Annotated in this window: 21 protein-coding genes; 7 read left to right on the plus strand and 14 right to left on the minus strand. The window is 41.2% G+C overall.

Annotation, left to right across the window (positions count from 1 at the left end; translation table 11 throughout):
* The first annotated feature begins 45 nt into the window (after window positions 1-45).
* The 4 genes from ACP2AF_RS06060 to nadD are packed head-to-tail and all read left to right on the plus strand — an operon-like array spanning window position 46 to window position 2,958.
* A complete protein-coding gene (locus ACP2AF_RS06060) occupies window positions 46-861 on the plus strand; it encodes a 3-keto-disaccharide hydrolase (protein WP_425235342.1) in 816 nt (271 codons plus the stop codon).
* A gap of 45 nt (window positions 862-906) precedes the next feature.
* Window positions 907-1,764 carry a YicC/YloC family endoribonuclease gene (locus ACP2AF_RS06065; RefSeq protein WP_425235343.1) on the plus strand — a complete coding sequence of 286 codons (858 nt, stop codon included), beginning with the start codon at window positions 907-909 and terminating at the stop codon, window positions 1,762-1,764.
* Entirely contained in the window at window positions 1,761-2,360 is a 600-nt protein-coding gene (gmk, locus tag ACP2AF_RS06070) for a guanylate kinase (RefSeq protein ID WP_425235344.1), read from the plus strand. The genes ACP2AF_RS06065 and gmk overlap by 4 nt, the downstream gene beginning before the upstream one ends.
* 13 nt (window positions 2,361-2,373) lie before the next feature.
* Complete coding sequence (nadD, locus tag ACP2AF_RS06075) at window positions 2,374-2,958, plus strand: nicotinate (nicotinamide) nucleotide adenylyltransferase (RefSeq protein WP_425235345.1); 585 nt, start codon at window positions 2,374-2,376, stop codon at window positions 2,956-2,958.
* A gap of 9 nt (window positions 2,959-2,967) precedes the next feature.
* Here the strand turns inward: nadD and ACP2AF_RS06080 are convergent, their stop codons facing one another.
* The 3 genes from ACP2AF_RS06080 to ACP2AF_RS06090 form a co-directional block, all read right to left on the minus strand.
* Window positions 2,968-3,966, minus strand: a complete 999-nt coding sequence (locus tag ACP2AF_RS06080; RefSeq protein WP_425235346.1) for a CAP domain-containing protein — start codon at window positions 3,964-3,966, stop codon at window positions 2,968-2,970.
* A 181-nt stretch (window positions 3,967-4,147) separates the two neighbouring features.
* On the minus strand, window positions 4,148-6,400 hold the full coding sequence (locus tag ACP2AF_RS06085) for an inorganic phosphate transporter (RefSeq protein WP_425235347.1): 2,253 nt from the start codon (window positions 6,398-6,400) through the stop codon (window positions 4,148-4,150).
* 427 nt (window positions 6,401-6,827) lie between these two features.
* Window positions 6,828-7,229, minus strand: coding sequence for a carboxypeptidase-like regulatory domain-containing protein (locus tag ACP2AF_RS06090; protein WP_425235348.1), 402 nt, complete (start codon window positions 7,227-7,229; stop codon window positions 6,828-6,830).
* 180 nt (window positions 7,230-7,409) lie between these two features.
* Between ACP2AF_RS06090 and dgt the strand changes: the two genes are divergently transcribed.
* Window positions 7,410-8,753 carry a dGTP triphosphohydrolase gene (gene dgt / locus ACP2AF_RS06095; RefSeq protein WP_425238010.1) on the plus strand — a complete coding sequence of 448 codons (1,344 nt, stop codon included), beginning with the start codon at window positions 7,410-7,412 and terminating at the stop codon, window positions 8,751-8,753.
* Here dgt and ACP2AF_RS06100 read toward each other — a convergent pair.
* The gene (locus tag ACP2AF_RS06100; protein WP_425235349.1) at window positions 8,750-9,877 is read right to left on the minus strand and encodes a DUF3078 domain-containing protein; all 1,128 of its coding nucleotides are present in this window, start codon (window positions 9,875-9,877) and stop codon (window positions 8,750-8,752) included. The two genes, dgt and ACP2AF_RS06100, sit on opposite strands and share 4 nt — an antisense overlap.
* Window positions 9,867-11,639, minus strand: coding sequence for a 1-deoxy-D-xylulose-5-phosphate synthase (locus tag ACP2AF_RS06105; RefSeq protein WP_425235350.1), 1,773 nt, complete (start codon window positions 11,637-11,639; stop codon window positions 9,867-9,869). The genes ACP2AF_RS06100 and ACP2AF_RS06105 overlap by 11 nt, the downstream gene beginning before the upstream one ends.
* Before the next feature lie 74 nt (window positions 11,640-11,713).
* Here ACP2AF_RS06105 and ACP2AF_RS06110 point away from each other — a divergent pair, with 74 nt between their 5' ends.
* On the plus strand, window positions 11,714-12,163 hold the full coding sequence (locus ACP2AF_RS06110; protein WP_425235351.1) for a nucleoside deaminase: 450 nt from the start codon (window positions 11,714-11,716) through the stop codon (window positions 12,161-12,163).
* 63 nt (window positions 12,164-12,226) lie between these two features.
* On the opposite strand, the gene ACP2AF_RS06115 is transcribed toward ACP2AF_RS06110, so the two are convergent.
* The 5 genes from ACP2AF_RS06115 to aspS all read right to left on the minus strand — a co-directional run bounded on the left by ACP2AF_RS06115 (window position 12,227) and on the right by aspS (window position 17,611).
* Window positions 12,227-12,421: a cold-shock protein gene (locus tag ACP2AF_RS06115; RefSeq protein ID WP_120709773.1), complete on the minus strand. Its 195-nt coding sequence runs from the start codon at window positions 12,419-12,421 to the stop codon at window positions 12,227-12,229.
* Between the two features lie 94 nt (window positions 12,422-12,515).
* Entirely contained in the window at window positions 12,516-12,767 is a 252-nt protein-coding gene (locus ACP2AF_RS06120; protein ID WP_425235352.1) for a hypothetical protein, read from the minus strand.
* A 52-nt stretch (window positions 12,768-12,819) separates the two neighbouring features.
* Entirely contained in the window at window positions 12,820-14,604 is a 1,785-nt protein-coding gene (locus ACP2AF_RS06125) for a chloride channel protein (protein ID WP_425235353.1), read from the minus strand.
* 78 nt (window positions 14,605-14,682) lie between these two features.
* Entirely contained in the window at window positions 14,683-15,798 is a 1,116-nt protein-coding gene (locus ACP2AF_RS06130) for a fibronectin type III domain-containing protein (protein ID WP_425235354.1), read from the minus strand.
* A 64-nt stretch (window positions 15,799-15,862) separates the two neighbouring features.
* The gene (aspS, locus tag ACP2AF_RS06135; protein ID WP_425235355.1) at window positions 15,863-17,611 is read right to left on the minus strand and encodes an aspartate--tRNA ligase; all 1,749 of its coding nucleotides are present in this window, start codon (window positions 17,609-17,611) and stop codon (window positions 15,863-15,865) included.
* A 253-nt stretch (window positions 17,612-17,864) separates the two neighbouring features.
* Between aspS and ACP2AF_RS06140 the strand changes: the two genes are divergently transcribed.
* Complete coding sequence (locus ACP2AF_RS06140; RefSeq protein ID WP_425235356.1) at window positions 17,865-18,212, plus strand: toxin-antitoxin system YwqK family antitoxin; 348 nt, start codon at window positions 17,865-17,867, stop codon at window positions 18,210-18,212.
* Between the two features lie 81 nt (window positions 18,213-18,293).
* On the opposite strand, the gene ACP2AF_RS06145 is transcribed toward ACP2AF_RS06140, so the two are convergent.
* The 4 genes from ACP2AF_RS06145 to ACP2AF_RS06160 are packed head-to-tail and all read right to left on the minus strand — an operon-like array spanning window position 18,294 to window position 24,951.
* On the minus strand, window positions 18,294-21,791 hold the full coding sequence (locus ACP2AF_RS06145) for an efflux RND transporter permease subunit (RefSeq protein WP_425235357.1): 3,498 nt from the start codon (window positions 21,789-21,791) through the stop codon (window positions 18,294-18,296).
* 7 nt (window positions 21,792-21,798) lie between these two features.
* Window positions 21,799-22,965 (minus strand): efflux RND transporter periplasmic adaptor subunit, encoded by a 1,167-nt coding sequence (locus ACP2AF_RS06150; RefSeq protein ID WP_425235358.1) that lies wholly within the window; start codon window positions 22,963-22,965, stop codon window positions 21,799-21,801.
* 33 nt (window positions 22,966-22,998) lie between these two features.
* Complete coding sequence (locus ACP2AF_RS06155; protein WP_425235359.1) at window positions 22,999-24,345, minus strand: TolC family protein; 1,347 nt, start codon at window positions 24,343-24,345, stop codon at window positions 22,999-23,001.
* A complete protein-coding gene (locus ACP2AF_RS06160; protein WP_425235360.1) occupies window positions 24,346-24,951 on the minus strand; it encodes a TetR/AcrR family transcriptional regulator in 606 nt (201 codons plus the stop codon).
* Window positions 24,952-25,004: the final 53 nt, after the last annotated feature.

The following is a 25,004-nucleotide window of genomic DNA, read 5'->3' on the forward strand; positions in this document are numbered from 1 at the left end:
GAAATAAGAAATACCAAAGATTGAAACGATATGAACACTTTACTAATGAAAAAACTACTCACATTAATTACCCTTTTTTCACTTTCCATTGTATTGGGTCAGGAAGCCATATTGGGAGAGACTCCAGGAATAGTAAGAGATGGAGTAATCGTACACCCCGAGTATGAGGGCCCGGAACCTACCAAACCCAAGGCCACGGAATTCTATGAGCCCAAGGTTCCCAAAGTCACTCCTGGAAAAAATGGTAGCCCGCCTAGCGATGCTATCGTTCTTTTTGACGGTACAAGTTTTGATGGTTGGGTTAGTTCAAAAGATGGTACTTCCGCTGCCCCGTGGCATTTGAACGATGATGGAAGTATGACGGTTGCCGATAGAACTGGCGATATACAGACCAAACAAAAGTTTGGAGATATGCAACTACATATTGAATGGCGGTCACCGTTACCGGTTCAGCGCGATAATCAAAACCGAGGTAATAGTGGAATTTTTATAAGTGGTCTTTATGAGATACAGGTACTGGATCAAAATGACAATCCCACTTATGTAAATGGCCAAGTGGGTTCCATTTACAAGCAAGGGCCACCATTGGCTATGGCTTCGGTACCTACCGGAGACTGGAATACCTATGACATTGTTTACCATGCACCGGAGTTCAACACCAAAGGCGAAAAAATCAAATCCGGTACCGTTACGGTTATTCATAATGGGGTATTGATCCAAGATCACACAGAAATCAAGGGGACTACACCTTATATAGGATGGCCAAAAAATCCCGCCCATGGCAAAGGCCCTCTAAAGCTCCAAGACCATGGTGATGACAGTCGGGTAAGCTATAGGAATATTTGGGTCAGGGAACTGTAATTCCGGTCTTTGGCTCGCCGTATTTCTTAATTTAGACATATATCTATGATTCAATCCATGACCGGTTTCGGGAAGCATGTAATACAACTGCCCACGAAAAAAATCACCATAGAGCTAAAATCGCTTAATAGCAAGAGTTTGGATTTGAATGCTCGAATGCCTTCTGCCTATCGTGAAAAGGAACTGGAACTCAGAAAGCTCATTGCCCATGAACTGACCCGAGGAAAAGTTGATTTTGGACTTTATATAGAATATACCGGTGATGAGACCTCCGCACAGATAAATGAAGGCGTGGTTAGGCAATATATGAAACAATTGGAGTCCATTGCCCAAGGAGAGGATGTACGACTTATGGAAATGGCCTTGCGATTGCCGGACGCTTTAAAAACGGACAAGGACGATATAGACGAGGCCGAATATTCGGCAATTCTTGAAGCACTAAAAAATGCCATTTCAGAAATACAGAAGTTCCGTACCCAAGAAGGCCAAATATTGGAAAAGGATTTTGTGGAACGGATAAATACTTTGGAATCCCTGTTGGGAGAAGTGAAGGTTATGGATCCCGAAAGGCAATCAACGATTCGGGAACGTCTTGAAAAAGCTATGACCGATTTGAGGGCGGATGTAGACGCCAACCGTTTTGAGCAGGAGCTTATTTATTATTTGGAGAAATATGATATTACCGAAGAGAAAGTTCGGCTTGCCAATCATTTGGGCTACTTCTCCAAAACATTGGGGTCTAAGGATTCCAATGGGAAGAAACTAGGCTTTATTTGTCAAGAAATCGGTCGTGAAATCAATACCATTGGCTCTAAGGCCAATTACGCCCCTATGCAACAATTGGTCGTCCAAATGAAGGATGAACTGGAAAAGATAAAGGAACAAATGTTGAACGTTTTATGACGAAAGGGGGCAAATTAATCATATTTTCGGCCCCTTCTGGGAGTGGTAAAACAACCATTGTACGCCATCTTCTGGCGCAACCGGATTTAAATTTGGCCTTTTCCGTCTCGGCCACTTCAAGGCCAAGGAGAGGTAAGGAAAAGCAGGGAAAGCACTACTATTTTATGTCTGTTTCAGAATTCAAAAAGCACATCAAAAATGATGACTTTTTAGAATGGGAAGAGGTATACCGCGATAATTTTTATGGAACTTTAAAAAGCGAGGTAGAGCGGTTATGGTCCGAAGGCAAGAATGTGATTTTTGATATTGACGTAGTAGGCGGGCTAAGGATAAAGAAGAAATATCCCGAAAAAACACTGGCTGTTTTTGTAAAACCGCCCAGTGTGGACGAACTAAAGATTAGACTGAAAAAGCGGAGCACGGAAAGTGACGACAAGATTAATATGCGTATTGCAAAAGCATCCGTAGAAATGGCCACTGCCCCACAATTTGATACGGTTATCAAGAATTATGATTTGGACAAGGCTTTGACAGAAGCGCATAATCTTGTGGCAGAATTTATCGGGATAACACGCTCATCAGAAAGTGGAGCCTAAATATCAAGAGAAATTGAAACGAATAGGCCTTTATTTCGGTACATTTAACCCTATCCATATCGGCCACCTCATTATAGCCAACCATATGGTAGAGTTTTCCGACCTTGACGAGGTTTGGTTTGTAATTACCCCAAGGAGCCCCTTTAAGACCAAACAAACGCTTTTGGATGACCATCATCGGTATCAAATGGTATTTGAGGCAGTTAAGGAATACTCCAAATTAAAACCTAGCAAAATTGAATTTGATTTACCCCAACCCAATTATACGATTGACACTTTAGTACGTTTGGATGAGAAGTATGGAGACGGCAATATATTTTCCTTGTTAATGGGCGAGGACAATCTCAAGGGGTTTCATAAATGGAAAAATTATGAAGCCATCTTGGAAAACTATGCCCTTTATGTTTATCCAAGAATCTCAAAAGGAGCAGTGGAGAATCGATTTAAGGGACACCCAAAAATCCATCATGTAGACGCTCCTGTAATGGAAATCTCCTCGACCTTTATACGTAAGAACCATAATGCAGGTAGAAATATTCGACCCCTGCTCCCGGAAGCTGTTTGGGTGTATATGGATGAAATGAATTTTTATAGATAACCTTAAACCCTAATTGTTTATATCAAAAAGTGTAACCTCGTACGTGAAGTCACTCATTTCTCCATTAAGATTAACATCTTCTAGAGTTACGGTATAGGAAATATCTTCCGTGCTATTTGTATTTACACCTTCGGGGACCCAGACAATTGTACGATCTCCAAAGGCATTGTCCAATTCTTCCAAAGATAGTGCGACGGAATTTCCATCTTCATCCTCCATGGAGACCTTGGTTGCGGTAAAATCAGCATTTCTTATAGAGAAAGACCATCGTGAATACACTAGATTATTGGGGATGTATCCTTCTGGGGGCCATGCAATAAATTCGGGTGCGTCTTCAGGAGGCGTGCCCGCATTTCCGAGTACCCAAATAGCGTTGGCCCTTTCCGTGTTCCCTATTCCAATTTCTTGTAAACGTGGCCATAATAGCCATCTTCTATGACCTACCGGACCGTTGTTGGATCCTTGATCTCTAATATATGCGTCAATGGCCGGGGCATTTCTGGCCATGGCCAATAGCGAATTTCCAGCTCCTTCCTTACCGTCATCACTGAAACACTTCCAACTATTTGGAGGCGAGTGGTCCAAGGTTCCATTGGCGTGCATCATAAGAGCCGACTTTTGGGCCTTTTCACTCTTCGTAGCATTTTCCGATATTTCATTGTTCAGCCCTACTGCTTTTCTAAAATAGGCCAAGCGCATAAAGATTTTTTCCTTTGTGCCTTCAGGCACGGATCCTGCGTTGCAGGAAGGTTCGTCCCCGGTCCAAGGCTCATCTTCAGCGGTACTAACGGAGGCCAAATAATAATCTTCATATAGTTCCTTGGCTGCTAATCTGGCCGAGTTATCCGTATCGGATGGAGATGGCCCATTGTCGGTACCATCATCTGGAAATTGTTCATTATCTGTACCGTCATCAATGTTGGGTGAGGGTGTGTCCTTGGTACAAGATACAATTGTTAAAGCGCATAAAAGAAAAAATAAAAATGACCTGCGAAGTAATACGTTCATGCCGGAAATCGTTTAACTATATCCTTAAACGAAGGAATTCCCAAAAAGCACATAATTTTTCGATGAACGGAGCAAGTAAATAAATGAGGGAGAAAAAATGCTCCATCAAATAACCGTAAGGGCAATAGATGGAGATACTTTAAAAGGTTTTGTTGAATTGGCGCGTTAAGGAAACTTTCCCCTATATCTTAACGCCATTTACATGGCCGTCATAAATTTCCAACAGGTTTAACGTAGCGGTAAGCAAATCTTTGGTTTCCGATAAGAGGCTAAAATACAGTGCTGTATTTTTTGGACTGGTTTCATCGATCCTTGTTCGGGTAACCTGTTTTTCTATTTTCTTATTGATATGATCAAACAGATTCTGCTTATGGACTATCAATTCAGTAAGACCAACATATTCTTTGGTTTCAAAAATTTGGGTGACCTTGGAAAAAAGACCACTTACGTATTGATCGGTTTCCTTCAAATCCTTTATTTGATTGAAACGTAATTTTTTATGATTATTGTTTACGTGTTTGTACCCTGCCTTTGAAATATATTCCAACGACTGGGTCATATCCTCTAAATAATTTAGCATGGTTATGTAAAAATTACTTGTTCCCACGCTGGACTCGTCCAAATTCTTTATAAAATAGAAGATGTTGTCCTTTAGCTCTTCCACTTCCTTCTCCAATTTGGAGATACTCCTTCTACTTTTTTTTAATCGGTCAATATCATGTTTGGCCAGTCCATCAATGCAAAAGGTATATATTTTATTGGCCCTTTTCATGGTAAGGGCAATGTTGTCTGCGCTTTCTTCGATTAGCTCTTTTATGGAACTACTTTCTGCTCTTTGTAGTTTTTCTTCAATTTTGTTTTCCTTTACTTTTTTAGTGTGGGAGAGGTAATTCTTTCCGATGAGCAAAAATGCGGTAATAAGTAGAATTACTATGGCCACAATTCCTCCTAAATGAATGAGGTAAGCTATTAGTGCCGCGGCGGTAAAGGCACTAATGGCGGTAAAGAACCATCCGCCAATTACATTAAGCACACCGGCCACGCGATAAACGGCGCTTTCCGGTCCCCAAGCCCTATCGGCAAGAGAGGTACCCATTGCAACCATAAAAGTGACATAGGTAGTGGATAAGGGCAGTTTCATGGAAGTCGCAATTGATATCAATACGCTAGCTACCATGAGGTTTACGGAGGCCCTTACCAAGTCGAAGGCAGGAAGATCCTGGGTCCTGATTTTGGGTACGTATACGTAAGGTTTCTCGAACCTTTTGTCTATTTTGGCCCTAAGGGGAATCGGTAAAATACCTGAAAAATTTTCCGTGGCTTTAATGGAGTATTTTACAATTTGTCTGGAAAGAAAATTAGGCTGAAAGCGTTCTTCTCCCTCGTCCTGTCTAGAAAGGTCAACACTAGTTTTTACCACATTTTTTGCCTTGGAAGAAAACCAAAGGGTAATGACCATAATTACACCTGAAAGCAGCAGAAGCAAAGTAGGTGTCCTTACGGCCTGCGATAGACTTTCCATGGTATATTGTTCCGCAACCGTGCCAGAATTGCTCCAACTGGTGTAAGATTCAAGTGCGGCCAAGGGGACTCCAATAAAATTCACCAAATCGTTTCCTGCAAAAGCCATGGCCAAGGCGAAGGTGCCAAGAACGATGATCAAAGTATAAATATTGAGTTTAAAAAAAGAGGTAACCAACCATGATACAAATGCCCAAAGAACAAAGTTCTCTAGAAGAAAGAGTACGGGATTGGAGGCGATATGCTCAAGAATAACGGGACTAAAAATATCCGCACTTTTTAAGCCTTTTACTAGTATAAAGTAGACTATTGATGTTATGGCCAATCCACCAAAAATGGCTCCGATCCATTTAGGCCTTTCCTGAAATTTAAATGAAATGAACAAGCGAGAAACAAATTGGACAAGGGCCCCAACGGAGAAGGCCACCACCACCGAAAGTAGGATGCCCAAAATAATCTCGGTCGCTTTTTCAGTATTGATATAGGTGCTCAAATCCACAAAACCACCACCTGCTGCCGTAATTTTTATCAATGAAATAGCTACTGCTGCACCTAGTAATTCAAACACAATGGATACTGTTGTAGAAGTTGGCATACCTAAGGTGTTGAAAAAATCCAACAACAGAATATCCGTGATCATTACGGCCATGAACACGATCATAATCTCAGCGAAGACAAATTCTTCGGGATTAAATATTCCTTTTCTGGCCACTTCCATCATACCGCTTGAAGACATTGCTCCAAAAGCAATACCAATACTGGCAACAATCATTATGGTCCTAAAGGAAATAGCTTTGGAACCTATTGCGGAGTTTAGAAAGTTTACGGCATCATTGCTGACACCTACCACCAAATCCGTGATGGCAAGCACCGCAAGAGCGATAATCATGAAAAGGTAAATGTTTTCGCCCATTAACATCAAATAAGCACAAAAATGACATTATAATTTGTTAAGTAAGTTAAAATAAAGTTATGAAAGTTGTTTGCGAGATTTCTAAGTGAAGGGCAGGAAAATGGTTCAATCGTATTCTCCTAGTACCGGTGGGGGGGTTATTGCCGGTTTTAGTGAATAGAATCGAATACGATAGCCTTGGTTTGAGGAAATAAGAAGGATAAAACCGTAGTAGGGAGTTTATCATAAAACCAGAAATATAAATTTAATGTTAATAAATTGTTCTGTAAATGTAAGGCTAAATGCTTTGCAGAAAGAGTATCGCGGAGCAATTGAAGTTGCACAATACAGTTGCCGTAAGTTTTTAATAATAAAATATGCGGGGCGAGACCGTGAACCTGATGGCTGATATACTTAGGTGCCATCATAGGATATTAATTAATCCTGACTATTTTTGGGCTGCTTTTTCCATTGATGCGATTGATCCGTATGGCTGGGATTCGCTATTAGAAACTAGTACTGCCTCTGGATCAATGGTTTTTGAACTTAACCCTCTCTGTATTTGAAGTGCTCCATTGGGTTTTGCCTCTATAGGAATTTCTAAGGTATTGTAGCCTAAAAAACTGATGACCAATACATAGTTCCCTGGATCCACTCCGTCAATTTCAAAATTACCATGAAAATTGGTCTGTGTTTTCCAGTTGGTATTTTTTAGCATAACATCTGCAAATAGCATGGGCTCACCATTAAGGTCATTGTCCAAAATCTTCCCGGATATGGCACTAGTTTCCTGAGCCAGTAGTATCGCTGAAAAAAGGAAGGGAATGATTAGAATTACTTTTTTTATCATGTTTTGATAATGTTGTTTTCTTTGCGCAAAGAAAACAAAACCAGTTTAACATAAGGTTACGGAGATATTATCAATAAGCCTTTTTAAGGTTAACTAAATGTTAGCCATCCGTGGACAATCCACGATATAGAATATAGGTAAACACTGAAAAGATGTATCTTGCGCCACAAATTGATTGGCATGGATTGGGAACGGTTACTTTCCTTAAAACGATTTGGTGATACCGGTAAAAGATTACGTAAGGAACAGGATGAGACCCGATTGGGATTTGAAGTGGATTACGATCGGATAATTTTTTCTTCCGCTTTTCGCAGTTTACAGGATAAGACCCAGGTTATTCCCTTGTCCAAAACCGATTTTGTCCATACCCGTTTAACACATAGTTTGGAAGTTTCCGTAGTGGGTCGCAGTTTGGGCAGGATAGCCGGGAAACGAATATTGGAGAAACATCCACACCTTAACGAGGTTCATGGATACACCTTTAACGATTTTGGGGCCATAGTGGCCGCCGCTGCCTTGGCTCATGATATAGGCAATCCTCCTTTTGGACATAGCGGGGAAAAGGCCATTGGGGAATATTTTAAAAATGGCAATGGAAAAAAATACCATTCAGTATTGTCCAAAAAGGAATACCAAGATTTGATTGATTTTGAAGGGAATGCCAATGGATTAAAATTATTGTCCGAATCCAAAGAGGGTGTTGAAGGTGGGTTGCGGTTGAGCTATTCGGTGTTAGGGGCTTTTACGAAATATCCAAAGGAATCACTTCCAAAGAAACCTACCAAACACATTGCGGACAAGAAATTTGGGTTTTTTCAGTCCGAAAAAGAATTTTTTAAAGAAGTTGCCCAGGAATTGGGTCTGCCATCCACTACTACTGGGGAAGGAATTTCCTTTTCGAGACATCCCTTGGTCTATCTCATGGAAGCCGCGGATGACATTTGTTACACCATAATAGACTTTGAAGATGGAATTAATCTTGGCCTAATTTCCGAGGAATTTGCTTTGGAATATTTGATAAAGTTGGTTAAAGATACCATAAGTACCAAGAAGTATAATGGTTTACGATATAAGGAGGACAGGCTAAGCTATCTACGGGCATTGGCCATCAATACCCTAATACGTGATGCCATTGAGGTTTTCATTGAGAACGAAGAGAAAATACTTAATGGTACATTTGAGACTTCCTTATTGGACAAAAGCAAATACAAAGCTCAAATAGCCGATATTATCTCGTTGAGCATCCATAAAGTATATCGTTCCCAAGAGGTGGTGGAAAAGGAAATAGCCGGTTATAGAATCATTTCCGATATTCTGGATGTTTATACCAGTGCTCTTGTTAGGGAAAAGGAGGGCAAGTTTTCCAATTACGATAGATTGATGATACAGACCTTACCGGAGTTTTATCAACGGACGGAAACATCCTTATACAAAATATTATTGAATACCTCTTGTTATGTGGCCAGTCTTTCAGATGGATCTGCCGTTCATATACACAACAAGATTATGGGAAAACAACTTTAAAAATCATAAGAGACCCCTACACCCAACAACTGTTTAAACTGTAACTTTGGTTCTCCAGGATCAATTACAACACCATCGGCATTTACCTGCTCATCGAATAAAATATCATCGTCATAAATCAAATGGGTGCCAATAGTAGTAACGATATATTCGTTTACCTTAAGATTAAAGTTGAGCTCCCAGTCCACATCTACATTACCAAATCTGCGTAAATAGTCCGTATATAGGTTTAGCCTATGTTTGAGCCCCATATTTTTAAAGACTTGGGTTTCCCAAGTATGGTTGACCAGAAAACCAAACTCCAAAAAAACATTTTCACCTTGTTGTATCATGTTTCCATCAGCATCAAAAATAGCTTTTTGTACCCCAAAAGCCCCTCTATCCGCTAAATCTTGATCTAACACGAAGGTGGCCTTTTGCGTCACGGGCGAGATGTATAGATTGAACCTTTGATCCTTGGTTATATACGAGGTTCCCGCTCCCAAAAACGAGTACCCAGGAGCCATAAACCGAGATATGGGCGTACTCCGGTCCGGATACTTAAATCCATTGGAAAATTGGGTGTTAAAATTGGCCTTTACGGAATAGTACCAATTACTGATGGTATCCCTTTGATAGCCAAATGTGGAGCTAAACCGGATGAGGTCGTCCGTTTTTCGTATTTGTTGACCTTCTTGTACATTGATCCCATATCTAAATCGGAGTTCGTTGTCCCACTGGATGTATCTAAATTTATAATTTCGGGCAAAACTGGCATTGCCCAGGGCAGATACGGAATTATTTCCCCCAGCATTCCAATTAACAAAAGCTACCTCGCTTAGGTTCAGCCCAAGTTTATTCAATCTGGTCCAAAAAGAGGGGACACGAAATTTTTTTGGTTTTTCCGTAAGGGCCTTTGTTTTTTTGAACGACGCCTCTGGAATGGTAAGATTTACGCCTCTGGGTATATTCTTTATCTTCTCCTGGAAACGGCGGACTACAATGGTATCCACTACGGTGGTATCCACCGCCACACTATCTATGGGTGTACTTGGGGCAATGGGGTTTTGGGCCAGTAACAATCCAATTGGAAAAACAAAAGACAGCAGAAAAAAGGAGAAGTTACGTCGGTTCTTATTGCTCATCAAAAATTCTATTTAAAAGATTTCTTAAGGAATTTGCGTCTAGTTCTGCCAGCTGTTGGAGTTCATCCACGGTGCCGTGTTCCAAAAAAACATCATCTATGCCAAGCATATGAATTTGGGTGGTATACTTCATTTCATTGGCTTTTTCCAGGATTGCACTACCAAACCCTCCTGCTTTGCTACCATCTTCAATGGTTATAATGTGCTCGTAATTTTGAAAAATGTAATCTAAACGATTTGTATCCAAAGGTTTTAGGAAACGCATATCATAGTGCCCTATTTGTTGGTTATTTTCGTTTCTATCAATAACCCTGCCAACCCTGTTTCCTAGGGGTCCTATTGAAAGTATAGCTATTTTACTCCCTTTTTTTAATTCTTGTGAGGATCCGATAGCTATTTCTTGAAAGGGTAGCTTCCAATCTACAGTAGTTCCTGAACCCCTTGGATAACGGATGGCAATGGGGTTAGGTAACCCCAACTGAGCTGTGTACATAATATTGCGTAGTTCCATTTCGTTCCTGGGCGCAAAAATAATCAGGTTGGGAATGCATCGCAAGTATGCTAGGTCAAAAACGCCATGGTGTGTTGCACCATCCTCACCAACAATACCTGCACGATCCAAGCAGAATATTACAGGGAGATTCTGCAAAGCTACATCATGTATGACCTGATCGTAGGCGCGTTGAAGAAAAGTAGAGTAAATATTGCAAAATGGAATTATGCCCTCTTTGGCCATTCCCGCAGCCATAGTTACGGCATGTTGTTCGGCGATACCTACATCAAAGGCTCTGTCTGGAATTTGCTCCATCATGTATTTTAAAGAACTGCCCGTTGGCATGGCCGGGGTAATTCCTACAATCTTTGGATTTTGCTTAGCAAGTTCAACCAAAGTATGTCCAAAAACATCTTGATATTTAGGAACTCCGGTTTCGACTGGCTTTATATGTATTTCTCCTGTGGATTTATCAAATTTCCCCGGAGCATGGTAAGCTACTTGATTCTCCTCCGCCTTTTGCAATCCTTTCCCCTTTGTAGTGATAATATGCAATAACTTAGGCCCTTTACGGGCTTTTAAGCGCTTTAATTCGGATATCAAATTTGGTAAATCATTACCGTCAACTGGACCAGAGTAATCAAAATTGAGGCATTCAAAAATGTTTTCGTCCTTGGCCTTGCCCTTTTTTACATTGGTCAAATACTTTTTTAGGGCACCAACACTGGGATCTATTCCAATAGCGTTGTCATTCAGGATAATGAGTATATCCACATCGGTAACGCCTGCATGATTCAACCCTTCAAAAGCCATTCCGCTGGCAATGGAAGCATCCCCAATTACTGCGATATGCCTTTTATCTGCTTCACCTTTTAACTTGGAAGCCAAGGCCATACCCAAAATGGCCGAAATGGAGGTAGAACTATGTCCCGTTCCAAAAGCATCATATTCGCTCTCGCCAATTTTAGGAAATCCGCTAATACCGCCCAACTGTCTATTGGTATCAAAAATTTCCTTTCGCCCAGTTAAAATTTTATGCCCGTAAGCCTGATGTCCTACATCCCAAACGAGCTTATCCTTTGGAGTATCAAAAATATAATGGAGGGCGATAGTAAGTTCTACAACACCTAAGCTTGCGCCTAAATGTCCTTCCTTGGTCGATACGATGTCTATTATAAATTCCCTGAGTTCCTGTGCAAGTTGAGGCAATGTACCCAAGGGAATCTTGCGCAGATCTTCTGGAGAATCTATTTGGGAAAGGATTTTCATTTTCGGGGACAAATGTACGGCAAAATGGCTGTGTGTTTCTTCACAATTTGACTCAAAATTGTACATTTGGTTTTATGATTTTACCTTTTGACGATGCCTATTTCATGAAAAAGGCCCTTGAAGAGGCCTACTTGGCTTTTGAAAAGGGCGAGGTCCCCATAGGAGCTGTTATCGTAACCCAGGACAGGATTATTGCACGCGCCCACAATCTAACCGAACAATTGAACGATGTTACGGCCCATGCCGAGATGCAAGCAATAACCTCCGCGGCCAATTTTTTGGGAGGCAAGTATTTAAACAATTGTGTGCTCTATGTAACCTTGGAGCCCTGTCAAATGTGCGCGGGCGCCTTGTATTGGAGCCAGATTTCTAAAATTGTATTCGCTGCCAAGGATCCCAAAAGGGGATTCAAGGCCATGGGGGCAAAATTACACCCAAAAACTGAAGTCCTTGGAGGTCTTTTGGAAAATGAAGCTTCCGTTCTTCTGAAACGATTTTTTATTCAAAAAAGGAATTTAAACTGAAGTGGAGGTACGAAAAACCCCGGTATTTTACCAGGGTTGAAATTCTGTTCAATAATACAATACTTATCCTAGCACTTGTACTTGTGCGGCTACCATACCTTTTCTGCCCTCTTCCTCAACGTATTCTACTTTGTCGCCTTCGTTTAGCTCAACTCCATTCAATGCCGTGGCATGAACAAAGATGTCTTTTCCCGTCTCATCGTTCGTAATGAACCCATATCCTTTGGAGTCATTAAAAAATTTTACTGTACCGGTCATTCAATTAAAATTATTTGTGAAAAAATGTTTGTCTCACTAAGGTATTATTTTTTGGTCAAAATAGACTTAATTTGCCGGTCAAATGTTCTTAAAGTCATTGGTTTTCAGACTTTTCCCTTTCTTTTTTCCGCATTTTTTGAATATTTTCCTCATTCAGCATATAATCTTTCATCTTTTTCCCTTTACTCTCCTTTATTAAAAAAAGGGGCATTGCAACAAGAAAAAGGCCAACGGTTCCGAAACCAATGAATTTGTGTGCCAATTGAAGTTCTTCCTCTTGGATGGAAAACCCATAAAAGATTGAAATAAACGAGGCAATGGTAATAAGGGCGATAACATATTTCATATACCTAAAATTATCAAAAAGAGCATAAACCAGAGCTACAATGTTTTATCCATTATTTTGTGAAGTTGATCAACTCCCGACGGTATGCGGTCAAGAGCTTCGATTTGGACACGAAACCAAAGTATTTCCCATCTTTGATTACAGGAAGATTCCACGCCCCACTGTCCTGAAATTTTCGCATTACCTTTTGCATAGTATCCTCTCCATAAAAAATATGTTCGGGAGGATTTCGCATGAAGTTCTTGACCGTTGTTGTTTTATACATGGAGGTATCGAACATAAATTCCCGGATATCGTCCAATAGTACAATGCCAGCCAAGGCCTTTTTTTCATCTACTACGGGAAAAATGTTGCGGGTGGATTTTGACACGGATTGGTGCAGCATGTCACCGAGATTCATTTCAGGGGATACCGATTTAAAATTTTTCTCAATAACATCATCCAACTGCATCAAGGTCAAAACCGCCTGATCCTTATTATGGGTCAGTAAGGCACCTTGTTGTGCCAGTTCCCTAGTGTAAATAGAATAATCGGTTGCATTTTTGGTAATTAGATATGAAATGGAGGCGGTAATCATAAGAGGTACAAAAAGAGCGTAACCCCCGGTGATTTCAGCGATTAGAAATATCGCAGTCAGTGGCGCGTGCAATACCCCCGCTATAAGACCGGCCATACCGATCAACGTAAAATTACTTTCGGAGACGGCGAAACCCAGCCCCGAATGGTTTATCACTTTTGCCACAACATTGCCCAGGGCACTACCCATTACCATGGTAGGAATAAATATCCCCCCGGAACCGCCCGCTGCCAAAGTAGTGGTCATGGCTACCGCCTTAAAAATGGTAATACCAAAGAGCAGGGCAATAACCACCCAAATATTATCAATGTAAGCATCAAAAGGAGTTCTGCCCAGCGCGACGGCATGTTCTCCATCCAATAGACTATTGATAAACCCAAAACCTTCCCCATATAGGGGAGGAATAAAATAGAGCATTATTCCTATGGCCAAACCTCCAATAAGCAGTTTGTACTTTGGACTCTTAAACGGCCTGAAAAGTTTCTGAATGCCAAAGTACATTTTGGTGAAATAAATAGAGGCAAATGCGGTGCCAACTCCCAATATTATATAAAACAAGGTGTCTTTCACTTCAAAATCTTGGGTAATCGTAAAATTAAAAAGGGCCTCATTGCCCAAAAAGAAGTATGAAGTGAGCACACCTGATATGGAGGCTAGTAAAAGTGGCAATACCGATAACATGGTCAAATCCAAGCTAAATACTTCCACGGCAAAAATAATAGCGGCAATGGGAGATTGGAAAATGGAGGCAATAGCTCCTGCAGAGGCACAGGCGATCAACAAGGAACGCGTTTTGGTATTAATATGGAACAACCGGCTCATATTGGAACTGATGGCGGCTCCGGATGCAACGGCCGGACCTAAAAGCCCTACCGAACCCCCAAAACCAACAGTCAAAGGGGCGGCTATCAATTGGGTATAAATATGTTTGGGCGCAATAATACCTTTCCTTTTGGACAATGAGAAAAGAATGGAAGAGACGGCATGTTGCAGTTTTTCCTTATGCACAAATTTAACGTAGAGATACACCAGCGCCAGACCGATTATGGGCAGTATAAAATACATTCCGTAATTGGAAAAAAGGATACCTCTTTCTAAGGAAGACTCTATAAAATAGGTAATGTTCTTTAGGGTAACCGAAGCCAAACCTGCTAAAAGGCCAACAACAACACTTAATATATGGATAAACGTTTTATTGGAAATGTGCTTGTATCTCCAGACCAATAAACGTTTCAAAAGATTTTTCCTAGGATAAGGCATTGAATCCAGCCATTGACTAAGGGCAAAGGTATCCAATTTCTATTGAAGAAAACCGTAAGGAATATTTCTAGAGCAAGCCTAGTACTGTAGAGAAAACTCAAACGGCTCCGCCGATAGGAGATCTCCATTTTTGATTACGCTGAATTGTAGCCTATAAGTTCCTTCTGGCAAGATTTCCGTTGGAAATGAAACCCACATAAAGCTTCCCCTATGGAATAAATTTCTGATCGGGGGGTCTTCAACGATGGTAAAGCCCACCTCGCAGTTATTGGACAAAAACAAATTAATATCGTCCGTATTATGGAATCTTTGGTTCAATTGTGTATAAACAGGTGTTGTTATTAAAGGGTCTTCCATATTTGTAATACTAATCTGGTAATCGTCCGGTTTATTAAAATCCGTTTCCGTCCGCAGGGATGAATCCCAAAAGAATCCCTGAAAAAGAAGTTTTGTTTTATCCAAATCACTACAGGATACCGTCTTTTGAAAACTAAGTGCGTTGATTCTTGGATTTGGATTAAATAACTCAATAGTGCTAAAACTACCGTTGTAATAGTCATTAAATTGGAGTGTCAAAGATGCTTCCAGCCTTTCTTCATAAACGTCCGAGGAATCAAATAAGGTTTGTAACCCGGTAAAAGCCTTAATCAATAAGGAATCCTTTGAGATAACCGTAATTTCTGTGGGAATACTGTCATTTTCCCTTTTTAGGAATAAAACTATATCATCCCCCAATTCGGTATAGTCATCATCGGCAAATATGTTGGTAACCCATATACTATTGGGATTTCCCTCTCGTACAAAAGTGTAATTAAAGGGAAGTGTCCTAAATTGTATTTCGGCGCCCTCTTTTACAAAATCATTTACCTTAAATACGGGCTTGGCCGTATAGGTAGTCCCTCGTTCAAGATCAGTGATTTCCAACACCTTTTGATTTTCAATAGGAACCTCTAAAATATCCCAATTACTGTCATCTATCTTCCTGTACCAAATTTCCGTAACCAGTTCCCCGCCGTTTGTTGTGAGATTTGAATACGAAAATTGGAGTGCTATCGAGGTTGATGTGATTTCGCCAATACTGGAAGCCAATCCCTCCAGGTCTATTCTAGCCTCAGCAGCGGGTATGGTCTCTGTACCATTATTGCTACAACCCAAAGCTAGTATGGCAAATGCTACGTATAAAACAATTTTCATTATATGACTGTAAGAGTCCTATTTTAAAATACGTACAACTTTGTCCTAAGTATGGGTCTATTGCCTATTTCTGTAACTTCAACCCCAACTCATCCAATTGTTCACGGTCAATGGGGGAGGGAGCATCGATCATCACATCCCTACCATTGTTGTTTTTGGGAAAGGCAATAAAATCCCGAATGGTTTCCTGTCCGCCCAAAATGGCGACCAAACGATCCAAACCAAAAGCGATACCACCATGTGGCGGGGCACCATATTGGAATGCATCCATTAAAAACCCAAATTGGGCCTGTGCCTCTTCCGGGGTAAAGCCCAAATGGCGGAACATGGTGGCTTGAACCTCTTTGTCATGGATACGGATGGATCCGCCACCAATTTCATTCCCATTCAAGACCAAATCATATGCATTGGCCTTTACTTTTCCGGGATCGGTATCCAAAAGTTCCAATTGTCCGGGCTTGGGAGAAGTAAATGGATGGTGCATGGCATGGTAGCGACCTGTTTCCTCATCCAGTTCCAACAATGGGAAATCGGTTATCCATAAAGGAGCAAATTCATTGGGTTTCCTAAGCCCCAAACGTTCTGCCATTTCCATGCGTAACGCGCTTAATTGAGTCCGTGTTTCCATGGTATTGCCGGACAGTACACAGATGAGGTCACCGGCCTTGGCTCCAACTACTTTCGCCCAGTTACCAAGGTCCTGTTGATCATAAAACTTATCAACGGATGATTTAAAGGTCCCATCCTCATTGCATTTTACATAGACCATACCTTTTGCACCAACCTGCGGACGTTTTACCCAATCGATTAATCTATCGATTTCCTTTCTGGTATAGACGGCGGCGTCTGGTATTGCCATACCACCAACAAATTCCGCAGAGTTGAATACATTGAAATCCTTATGTTGGGCCACTTCATTTAATTCTCCCAATTCCATTCCAAAACGAATGTCGGGCTTGTCGTTTCCAAAGCGCCTCATGGCTTCGTCAAAGGTCATCCTGGGAAAAGCATCTATTTCAATTCCGTTAATTTCCGCCAACAAGTGTTTGGTAAGCCCTTCAAAGGTGTTAAGAATGTCTTCCTGTTCCACGAAGGCCATTTCACAATCAATTTGTGTAAATTCAGGTTGACGGTCCGCACGTAGATCCTCGTCCCGAAAACATTTAACAATCTGAAAATACTTGTCCATTCCACCCACCATCAATAATTGTTTAAAAGTTTGTGGTGATTGGGGAAGGGCATAAAACTGTCCCTCGTTCATTCGACTGGGCACCACAAAATCGCGTGCACCCTCGGGTGTTGATTTTATGAGATATGGTGTTTCCACTTCAATGAAATCCTGCTGTGACAGATATTTGCGAACCTCCATGGTTACCTTGCTTCGGAAGATAAGATTGTTTTTTACTGGATTTCTACGAATGTCCAGATAACGATATTTCATACGAAGATCCTCGCCGCCATCGGTCTCATTTTCAATGGTAAAAGGAGGTGTTTTGGAAGCATTGAGAATGGTAAGCTCATGCACTAGGACCTCTATATTACCGGTGGGTAGGTTTGGGTTTTTGGAAGCCCTTTCGATGACTGTGCCCTTGACCTGTATCACAAATTCCCTTCCTAAATTCCTTGCCCTTTCCAATATATCTGAAGAGGTACGTTCTTCATCGAATACGAGTTGAGTAATGCCATAACGATCTCGTAGATCTACCCAGACTACAAAACCTTTGTCCCTGGTTTTTTGCACCCAACCCGTGAGTGTAGCCAAAGTATTGCTATGGGATTCCCTTAATTCGCCGCAGGTGTGAGTCCTGTACATATATTTTGGTTTAGGACGGCAAAGTTAAGAAGTATAGCGGTTTAAAGAACATGCATTTCAGCGGATTTTTCTGAAAAAGGGCGTAAAAGGATATAAACTGATAAAAGTCATAAATGTCTTTAAATTAGTTGGTTACATTTGCAATGTAAATTTAATGTTAATTAAAAGTTACGTAAACATGTATTTTTTGTAAAATAAATGTATCTTTGTATCGTTAATTAGAAGTAAATACGAATCTAAATTCCACAATACGATGAAATTATTCACAATACTATTGGCACTTACATTCACGTTAGGAATGAATGCCCAAGAAAACAAACCCACCTTTGAGAAGGAGGGTGATTTAACTAAGGCCACGTATTTTCACGATAATGGTGAAATTGCACAAACCGGCTATTTTGCAGAAGGAAAACTACACGGACAATGGATAATGTTCGATGAGGACGGTAAGAAAATAGCAAAGGGCAAATATGACATGGGCAAGCGCACCGGGAAATGGCTTTTCTGGGAAGGAGAAGTGCTTAAGGAGGTAGACTTTGCCGACAATAGGATTGCCAGTGTAGTCGAATCCACAAATGCAAAACCCGTTGTTATAAATTAAAGTAAATTACTGCGATAAATAAAAATGGCCCCGGTGTACACCGGGGCCATTTTTATTTAAGATAAAGAAATGTATACTTGACTAGGCAGCTGCTTCCAACTCTTTTTGGTTTGCCTCGGTCTTTTTCCCGCTTCCCCTTAAACGTACCTTGATGCGGTACGTAATATTAAATAGTACAGGAACTATAATCAGGGTAAGGAAAGTAGCTACTATCAATCCAAAGATGACCGTCCAGGCCAGCGGACCCCAAAAAATCACATTATCCCCACCCATGTAAATCCTAGGATTAAATTCGGAGAAAAGGGAAAAGAAGTCGATATTCAAGCCAATCGCCAAGGGAATAAGACCTAGGACCGTGGTAATAGCCGTCAAAATTACAGGGCGTAATCTGGCTTTTCCACCTTGTACAATTATTTTGGTTACATCCTCCATGCTTAACAAATCTTTATCCTCCATACCCAACTCTACCTTTTTACGGTCTATCAATATCTGGGTATAGTCAAGAAGTACCACACCATTGTTAACCACAATTCCAGCAAGGGAAATAATCCCCATCATCGTCATCATGATCACAAAAGGCCAGCCGGTCAACATCAATCCACCAAAGACGCCGATAAAACTTAGGAAAATGGCAATCATAATAATAAGCGGCTTGGAAATGCCACCGAACTGGAAAATTAAGATGAGCATTATCAATCCCAAACCACCGAAAAAGGCTCCTACCAAGAATTGCATTTGCTTGTTCTGTTCTTCTATTTCACCTGTGAAGTCTATTTTTACCCCTTCCGGGATACCGTTGAAATTTTTCATTTCTTCTTGGACCTGTGCCACGACCTCTGCTGGGTTACCCCCGGCCTTGAGCCCGGAATATACAGTAACCACTCTGTTTCCATCCCGATGTTTAATCGCACTGAATCCCGAAGAGTTTCGTTGTTGGGCTACTGCGGATACCGGTACTTCCTTAATTTGTCCGGAAGCTTGATCTCTAAAAATGATATTTTGATTGAACAGGGCATTCTTATCAAATCGAATGCTTTCATCAAATCGGACATTGATATCATAGTCTTCCCCATCCAACTTATACACGCCGGCTTTCTCGCCAAAAAGTGAACGTCGTAACTGGGTGCCTACTTGCCCTACGGCAACACCGAGTTCACCTGCTTTTTCACGGTCAACAACCACCTGCACCGAGGGTTTGCTTTTGTTTACATCTATTTTTAGCTCTTCAATAAAGGGAATGCTCTTGGTATTGATATAGTTCCGGATTTCCTCGGCAGTACTGATCAATTGATCGTAGTCTTTGCCTTCTAGTTCTATATTTACCGGATAACCGGCCGGAGGGCCATTATAATCCTTTTCCACGGAAATTGTAACTCCGGGGTATATCCCTTTTAAATTATCTTGAATAGCACCACGTAGTTCCTCGGTGTCCAATCCGTTACGGTATTTGTACTCACGCATGGAAACCGTTACTTTGCCCCTATGCGGCATTTCGGCGGAGGAACCTCCATCCGTCTGGGGATTCCCTGCACCTTCCCCAACTTGGGAAACTGCAGATTCTACCAAATAACTTTCTTCCCCATTCCGATACTTTGGCCTATTGACCACCTCATAGACCCTTTTTTCAACACTTTTGGTAAGTTCGTCCGTTTTTTCAATAGAGGTCCCCTGAGGATATTCGATATAAACATAAATTTCATTTGGGGTATTGTCCGGGAAAAATTCAATTTTGGTCCGCCCGGCACCAATGGACATCCCAAAGAGCATAAAGGTCACGATCAATAAAGAAACGGTGATGCCAAAATACCAGTATACATTTCCTCCCCTTAAGGCACGTTTTATTTGCTTTTCATAAAAGTTCTCGAAACGTGGCATTATGCTATTCTGAAAGCGGTTGGCCGAGGGCTTAAGGAAGTATTTGTATACCCAGAACATAATGGCCGTAAAAACGATTACCGTACCAAGTCCGCGTACAGTGCCACCAACGATAAAAATAAAAATACCGACGGCGGCCAAAATGCCTGTAGTCCGTATCAATTGCTTTATGTCGAGCTCTTTTTGACCGGTCTCCATAAATTGGGATACCAACATGGAGTTCATGAAGATGGCCACAAACAATGAGGACCCTAAAACTACGGACAGCGTCAGCGGGAAGAAAATCATAAACTGACCAAAGATTCCAGGCCATAGCCCTAGTGGCACGAAAGCGGCGACCGTGGTCAAGGTGGAAATAATAATCGGGAAAGCGATTTCTCCAATACCTTTCTTGGTAGCCTGGATTCTGGACATACCCTCTCCCATTAATCGATATACGTTTTCGACCACCACAATGCCATTATCCACCAGCATTCCCAGACCCATAATCATTCCGAACAGAATCATCGTATTCAGCGTATTTCCAAATAGATTTAATATGGTGAATGAAATGAACATGGACATTGGGATGGCAAAACCTACAAAAAGTGCATTACGAAATCCTAGGAAAAACATCAATACGGTAACCACTAGGATAATCCCGAAAATAATATTGTTGACCAAATCATCCACTTGGTTCAAGGTTCGGCTTGAAGAATCATTGGCGATGGAAATATTGAGATCGGCCGGATAATAGTTTTCCTGCGCCTCTTTTACCAGTTCCCGGACTTTGGTCGTGGCCTCGATCATGTTTTTCCCTGATCGTTTTTTGATATCGAGCATAACCACGCTTTCACCAAATTCCCGGGCATAAGTGGTTTTTTCCTCTTCATCGAATGAGACGGTGGCAATGTCCTTTAGATACACGGCGCCATCCTCTGACTTCACGACAAAATCATTCAGTTCCTGGGGATCATCGACTTCCCCGAGTATACGAATGGTCCTGCGCTGCTCACTGGTCTTGATATTTCCCGCGGACATGGTCATGTTCCCATTGGCAATGGCGTTTATGACATCTTGAAAGCTTACTCTTGCGGCCATCATTTTGTAAACGTCAACCGCAACTTCTACTTCCTTTTCCTGTGCCCCCCTGATATCTACCTCCTTGATTTCCTGTAGATTCTCGATTTCATCTTCCAGATACTCGGCATATTCCTTTAATTTTTCAACGGGATAATCGCCTGTAAAATTAACGTTCATTATAGGAAAGGACTCCGCCAAGTTAAGATCAAAGATATTGGGCTCTACCTTGGCGCCATTGAAAGTAGGCCAATCCTCACCTGCCTTTTCAACATCTACTTCGTCCTTTACATTCTGTTTCGCCTGCTCCACCGTAATCTCTTCATCGAATTCCACGGTAATGATGGAGTAGTCTTCCTGTGAAGTAGAAATGGTCTCCACAACATTGCTCAGATTTTTTAGCCGGTCTTCCAGGGGATCGGTAACAAGCCGTTCCATATCCTCGGCAGTATTTCCAGGGAATAAAGTGCTCACATAGATTTTGGTTTCCACAATTTCCGGGAAATCTTCTCGTGGCATTGCCTGATAGGCCTTAAAACCTACCCATAGGAAAATGGCGATCATAACGTATATGACCGAGGGATTGTCTATGGCCCAGGAAGATAGCCTAAACTCTTTGTTGGCGTTTTTCTTTTGTCTGCTCATCGCTTTATTACTTCAGTATTTTTACATTTTGCCCTTCCTTGATGTTCCGAGCACCTTCCTCGATCAATAATTCGCCTTCGGTAACCCCGGATAGCACTTCTACCATTCTACCTTGAGCCAATCCGGTTTCAATAATCCGTCTATTGGCCGTAGCTTTGTCTTCAGCCATTTTTTCCGCCACGTATACATATTGCTGCCCTTCGGCATTTTCAGAAATAATGCCCTGAGGAATTAGAATTGCCGATTCATTGGTATAATCGTTAAGACTCACTTTGGCAGTAAGATTCGGCTTTATATGACCTTCTTTATTGGGCACTGATATTTCTACCCGAAAGGCCCTATTGCCAGGATTAATGAAATTTCCGGTTTGTCTAATCGTAGACACTACGGTATCCCGTAAGACCGGAAAGAAAACCTTAGCTTCTTTTCCTTCTTGAACACCACTAAGGTAATTTTCAGGAACGTCTACTTCAACATACATATCCGATAAGTTCACAATACGGAATACCTCGGAACCGACTCCAGGGGCCACTACTGTACCCTGATCCTTTATGACATCATCGATGATTCCTGAAAATGGGGCTTTTATGGTTGATTTATCCAGCTGACTTTTTGCTTGATTAACTGCGCTTTCTGTTGCTTCATAGTTGGACTTGGCCTGTAAATATTGAATTTCCGAACCTATTTTTTGCTCCCACAGCCGCTTCTGACGCTCAAAGGTGGTTTGGGCCAATGCTGCCTGTGTTTTTAATTGTGCCAATTGGCTTCCTACACCCCCATCATCTATAGTGGCCAACAGCTGCCCTTTTCTCACCTTGTCGCCTTCCTTCACATAAACACGTTGTAGTGTTCCCGCCATCTCGGGATAGATCAGCACATTCTGTTTTGTTTGTACGTTGCCTTGAAGTTCCAAAAAGTGATTAAACTTTTCCGGGGAAGCCACCAAAGTGGTAACCAACGGTAGATTTTCCTCACCGGATTTAATGGCAATTACGGAATCCAAAAGTTTGATGTTGGTTTCCAGCTCTTTCTGTTTTCCTGAAATTTTGGTTTTTTCCGCACGTAGGGATTCAAGATCTCCTTCTGCAATCAAAGCCTCTATGGATTGCTGGCCAGAACCCCCGCAGGCCACAATTATCATTAAGGTTGCTAGTGCATATATTGTTTTTTTCATTTTTTTAGGTTTATTAGTTGCTATTTTATATGCTTATTCGTTAATAATGGTTTCCAAATCTGTTTTCCTATTGATTACATCTACCATGGATTGAAGGTACCCTTGTTGTGCATCGTATAATTGTGTCTGTGCCTGTCGTAATTCAAAACTACTTGCAATACCTTCAGAGTATTTTATTTGGTTCTTATTTTCGATTCGTTCGGCCAATCTTAAATTTTCCTTGGCTGTTTCATACTCTTCGGTGGCGAAGATGAAATCGCTTTTTGCCCTTTCCCACTGCAATCTTATTTGCTCCTCGGCCTCCGACAGTTGTGTTTTGGCTTTCTCCAAAGCAATTTTAGCACGTTGGGTACTGGCACTTCTACCTAAAGAACTGAAGATGGGAATAGTGAGGTCTACACCAAATGTTGAAAACTCAAACCAATCCTGATCACTATTGAAAAACTCAAAATTATTTCCAAAAGCAGATGTACCGTAGTTGACGAAAGCGTTCAATGTTGGCAATGCCTTGCTTTTTGCCAATTTTAATTCATAGAAACGTTGTTCGTTGAGGTTTTGGACCAATTTATAATCTACGTTGTTTTCAATATTAAAATCAGATTCCAAAAGCCTAAACTGCATCTGGCTTTGCGTTAAATTATCCAGATTTTCTTCTAGCTGGGTAGGCGCATCTATGTCTATACCCATGATCAGATTCAGCATCTGCAACGTAATTTTCTCAAAGCGAACGGCATTTTTAAGTTGGTTCTCCACGGAGGAAAGGGTTATTTCCAACTGCTCTACACTTTCCTCGTCACCTAGACCATTTTCGAAGAGCTTTTGAGTCTCGAACAAATTTTTCTCCAGGGTAGCCTTGTTTTTTTCGGAAATATCCACGCTTTCCTGGGCGAGCAAAACATTACCATAGGCTTCTACAACAGCTTTTCTGACATCCAAATCGGTCTTCTCCTTGTTATGCTCACTGTATCTTAAAAAAGCTTTAGTCGCCTGCACACCTACAATATAGGAGCCATCGAATATCTGCTGCTTTAGGGTCCCGGTTGCAATAATCTGCTGCGGTACGCCAAAAACTACCGGTGTAAATGTCCCCGGTTCTCCATCCGGGAAAAATTCAGAAGGAATCAAGGAGACCGGTTGCTTCAATTGATTTTGATAGCTAACCGTACCATCAACTTGTGGAAGCCCCGATGCGATAACTTCCCATTTTTGTTTTTGGGCATCCGTTAGGTCCCTATTGGCATTAATGGAACTATAGTTGTTTTCCAAGGCAAAGGCAATGGCCTCTTCCAAGGAGAAGCTATAGGTTTGTTCCACTTGTTCCTGCGAATATGTAAATGTAATGGCACAAAGTGCAAAGAACACTATAAAATGATTCCTCATCTATTCTTGGTTTGAGTTGATAATTGCATTCAATATTTTTCTTCCCTTGGGCGTTACAATACCCCTTAGGTGATATTCTAAATAATTGTCCATTAATGATTCCGCCGTAAATTTTTCTTTTGGAAAAAGGTTATGGTCCTTTATACTAGTGACTCCAAAGAAATAGATTCGCGAAACAAAATCAATGTTTAGGTTTTCACGGTATATGCCTTGTTCCATACCTCTTTTAATGTTGTCCAAAACACGATCTTGCATCATTTCAAATTGTTTTTGCTTGATGTTCTCATGAATTTTTGGATAATACTTTTGCAGTTGGTACTGTGGGGAAGACTTTTCGCCCTTCAAATGCAGCATAAGGAATTTTTTGATCTCATAGATTTCCTCAATCGGATTCTTTTCTAGGGAACATATGTAATCTATACCCTTGGAAACATCACAAAAAAGGTGAAAGGTGCTATCTTCTATTAGTTTAGTCTTATTGTCATAGTGGGTGTAAATGGTCTTTTTGGAGATTCCCATTTCGTTGGCCAAATCATCCATGGTAACACTCTTGAAACCCAAGTTCAAGAACATATCCGTAGCCTTTTCTAAGATTGCTTCTTTCATAATAAGGCCGCAAATATACATCGGGAAACTTAAAACACATTAAAAGTTTCCAA

This window comes from Ulvibacterium sp. (assembly GCF_965248315.1).
Classification (GTDB): Bacteria; Bacteroidota; Bacteroidia; order Flavobacteriales; family Flavobacteriaceae; genus Ulvibacterium.

What these genes read in the sequence shown, in the direction of transcription:
- ACP2AF_RS06060 (WP_425235342.1), top strand. Translation starts at nt 46, where the DNA reads ATGAAAAAACTACTCACATTAATTACCCTTTTTTCACTTTCCATTGTA.
- ACP2AF_RS06065 (WP_425235343.1), top strand. Translation starts at nt 907, where the DNA reads ATGATTCAATCCATGACCGGTTTCGGGAAGCATGTAATACAACTGCCC.
- gmk (WP_425235344.1), top strand. Translation starts at nt 1,761, where the DNA reads ATGACGAAAGGGGGCAAATTAATCATATTTTCGGCCCCTTCTGGGAGT.
- ACP2AF_RS06080 (WP_425235346.1), bottom strand. Translation starts at nt 3,966, where the DNA reads ATGAACGTATTACTTCGCAGGTCATTTTTATTTTTTCTTTTATGCGCT.
- ACP2AF_RS06085 (WP_425235347.1), bottom strand. Translation starts at nt 6,400, where the DNA reads ATGGGCGAAAACATTTACCTTTTCATGATTATCGCTCTTGCGGTGCTT.
- ACP2AF_RS06090 (WP_425235348.1), bottom strand. Translation starts at nt 7,229, where the DNA reads ATGATAAAAAAAGTAATTCTAATCATTCCCTTCCTTTTTTCAGCGATA.
- dgt (WP_425238010.1), top strand. Translation starts at nt 7,410, where the DNA reads ATGGATTGGGAACGGTTACTTTCCTTAAAACGATTTGGTGATACCGGT.
- ACP2AF_RS06100 (WP_425235349.1), bottom strand. Translation starts at nt 9,877, where the DNA reads ATGAGCAATAAGAACCGACGTAACTTCTCCTTTTTTCTGCTGTCTTTT.
- ACP2AF_RS06105 (WP_425235350.1), bottom strand. Translation starts at nt 11,639, where the DNA reads ATGAAAATCCTTTCCCAAATAGATTCTCCAGAAGATCTGCGCAAGATT.
- ACP2AF_RS06110 (WP_425235351.1), top strand. Translation starts at nt 11,714, where the DNA reads ATGATTTTACCTTTTGACGATGCCTATTTCATGAAAAAGGCCCTTGAA.
- ACP2AF_RS06115 (WP_120709773.1), bottom strand. Translation starts at nt 12,421, where the DNA reads ATGACCGGTACAGTAAAATTTTTTAATGACTCCAAAGGATATGGGTTC.
- ACP2AF_RS06120 (WP_425235352.1), bottom strand. Translation starts at nt 12,767, where the DNA reads ATGAAATATGTTATCGCCCTTATTACCATTGCCTCGTTTATTTCAATC.
- ACP2AF_RS06125 (WP_425235353.1), bottom strand. Translation starts at nt 14,604, where the DNA reads ATGCCTTATCCTAGGAAAAATCTTTTGAAACGTTTATTGGTCTGGAGA.
- ACP2AF_RS06130 (WP_425235354.1), bottom strand. Translation starts at nt 15,798, where the DNA reads ATGAAAATTGTTTTATACGTAGCATTTGCCATACTAGCTTTGGGTTGT.
- aspS (WP_425235355.1), bottom strand. Translation starts at nt 17,611, where the DNA reads ATGTACAGGACTCACACCTGCGGCGAATTAAGGGAATCCCATAGCAAT.
- ACP2AF_RS06140 (WP_425235356.1), top strand. Translation starts at nt 17,865, where the DNA reads ATGAAATTATTCACAATACTATTGGCACTTACATTCACGTTAGGAATG.
- ACP2AF_RS06145 (WP_425235357.1), bottom strand. Translation starts at nt 21,791, where the DNA reads ATGAGCAGACAAAAGAAAAACGCCAACAAAGAGTTTAGGCTATCTTCC.
- ACP2AF_RS06150 (WP_425235358.1), bottom strand. Translation starts at nt 22,965, where the DNA reads ATGAAAAAAACAATATATGCACTAGCAACCTTAATGATAATTGTGGCC.
- ACP2AF_RS06155 (WP_425235359.1), bottom strand. Translation starts at nt 24,345, where the DNA reads ATGAGGAATCATTTTATAGTGTTCTTTGCACTTTGTGCCATTACATTT.
- ACP2AF_RS06160 (WP_425235360.1), bottom strand. Translation starts at nt 24,951, where the DNA reads ATGAAAGAAGCAATCTTAGAAAAGGCTACGGATATGTTCTTGAACTTG.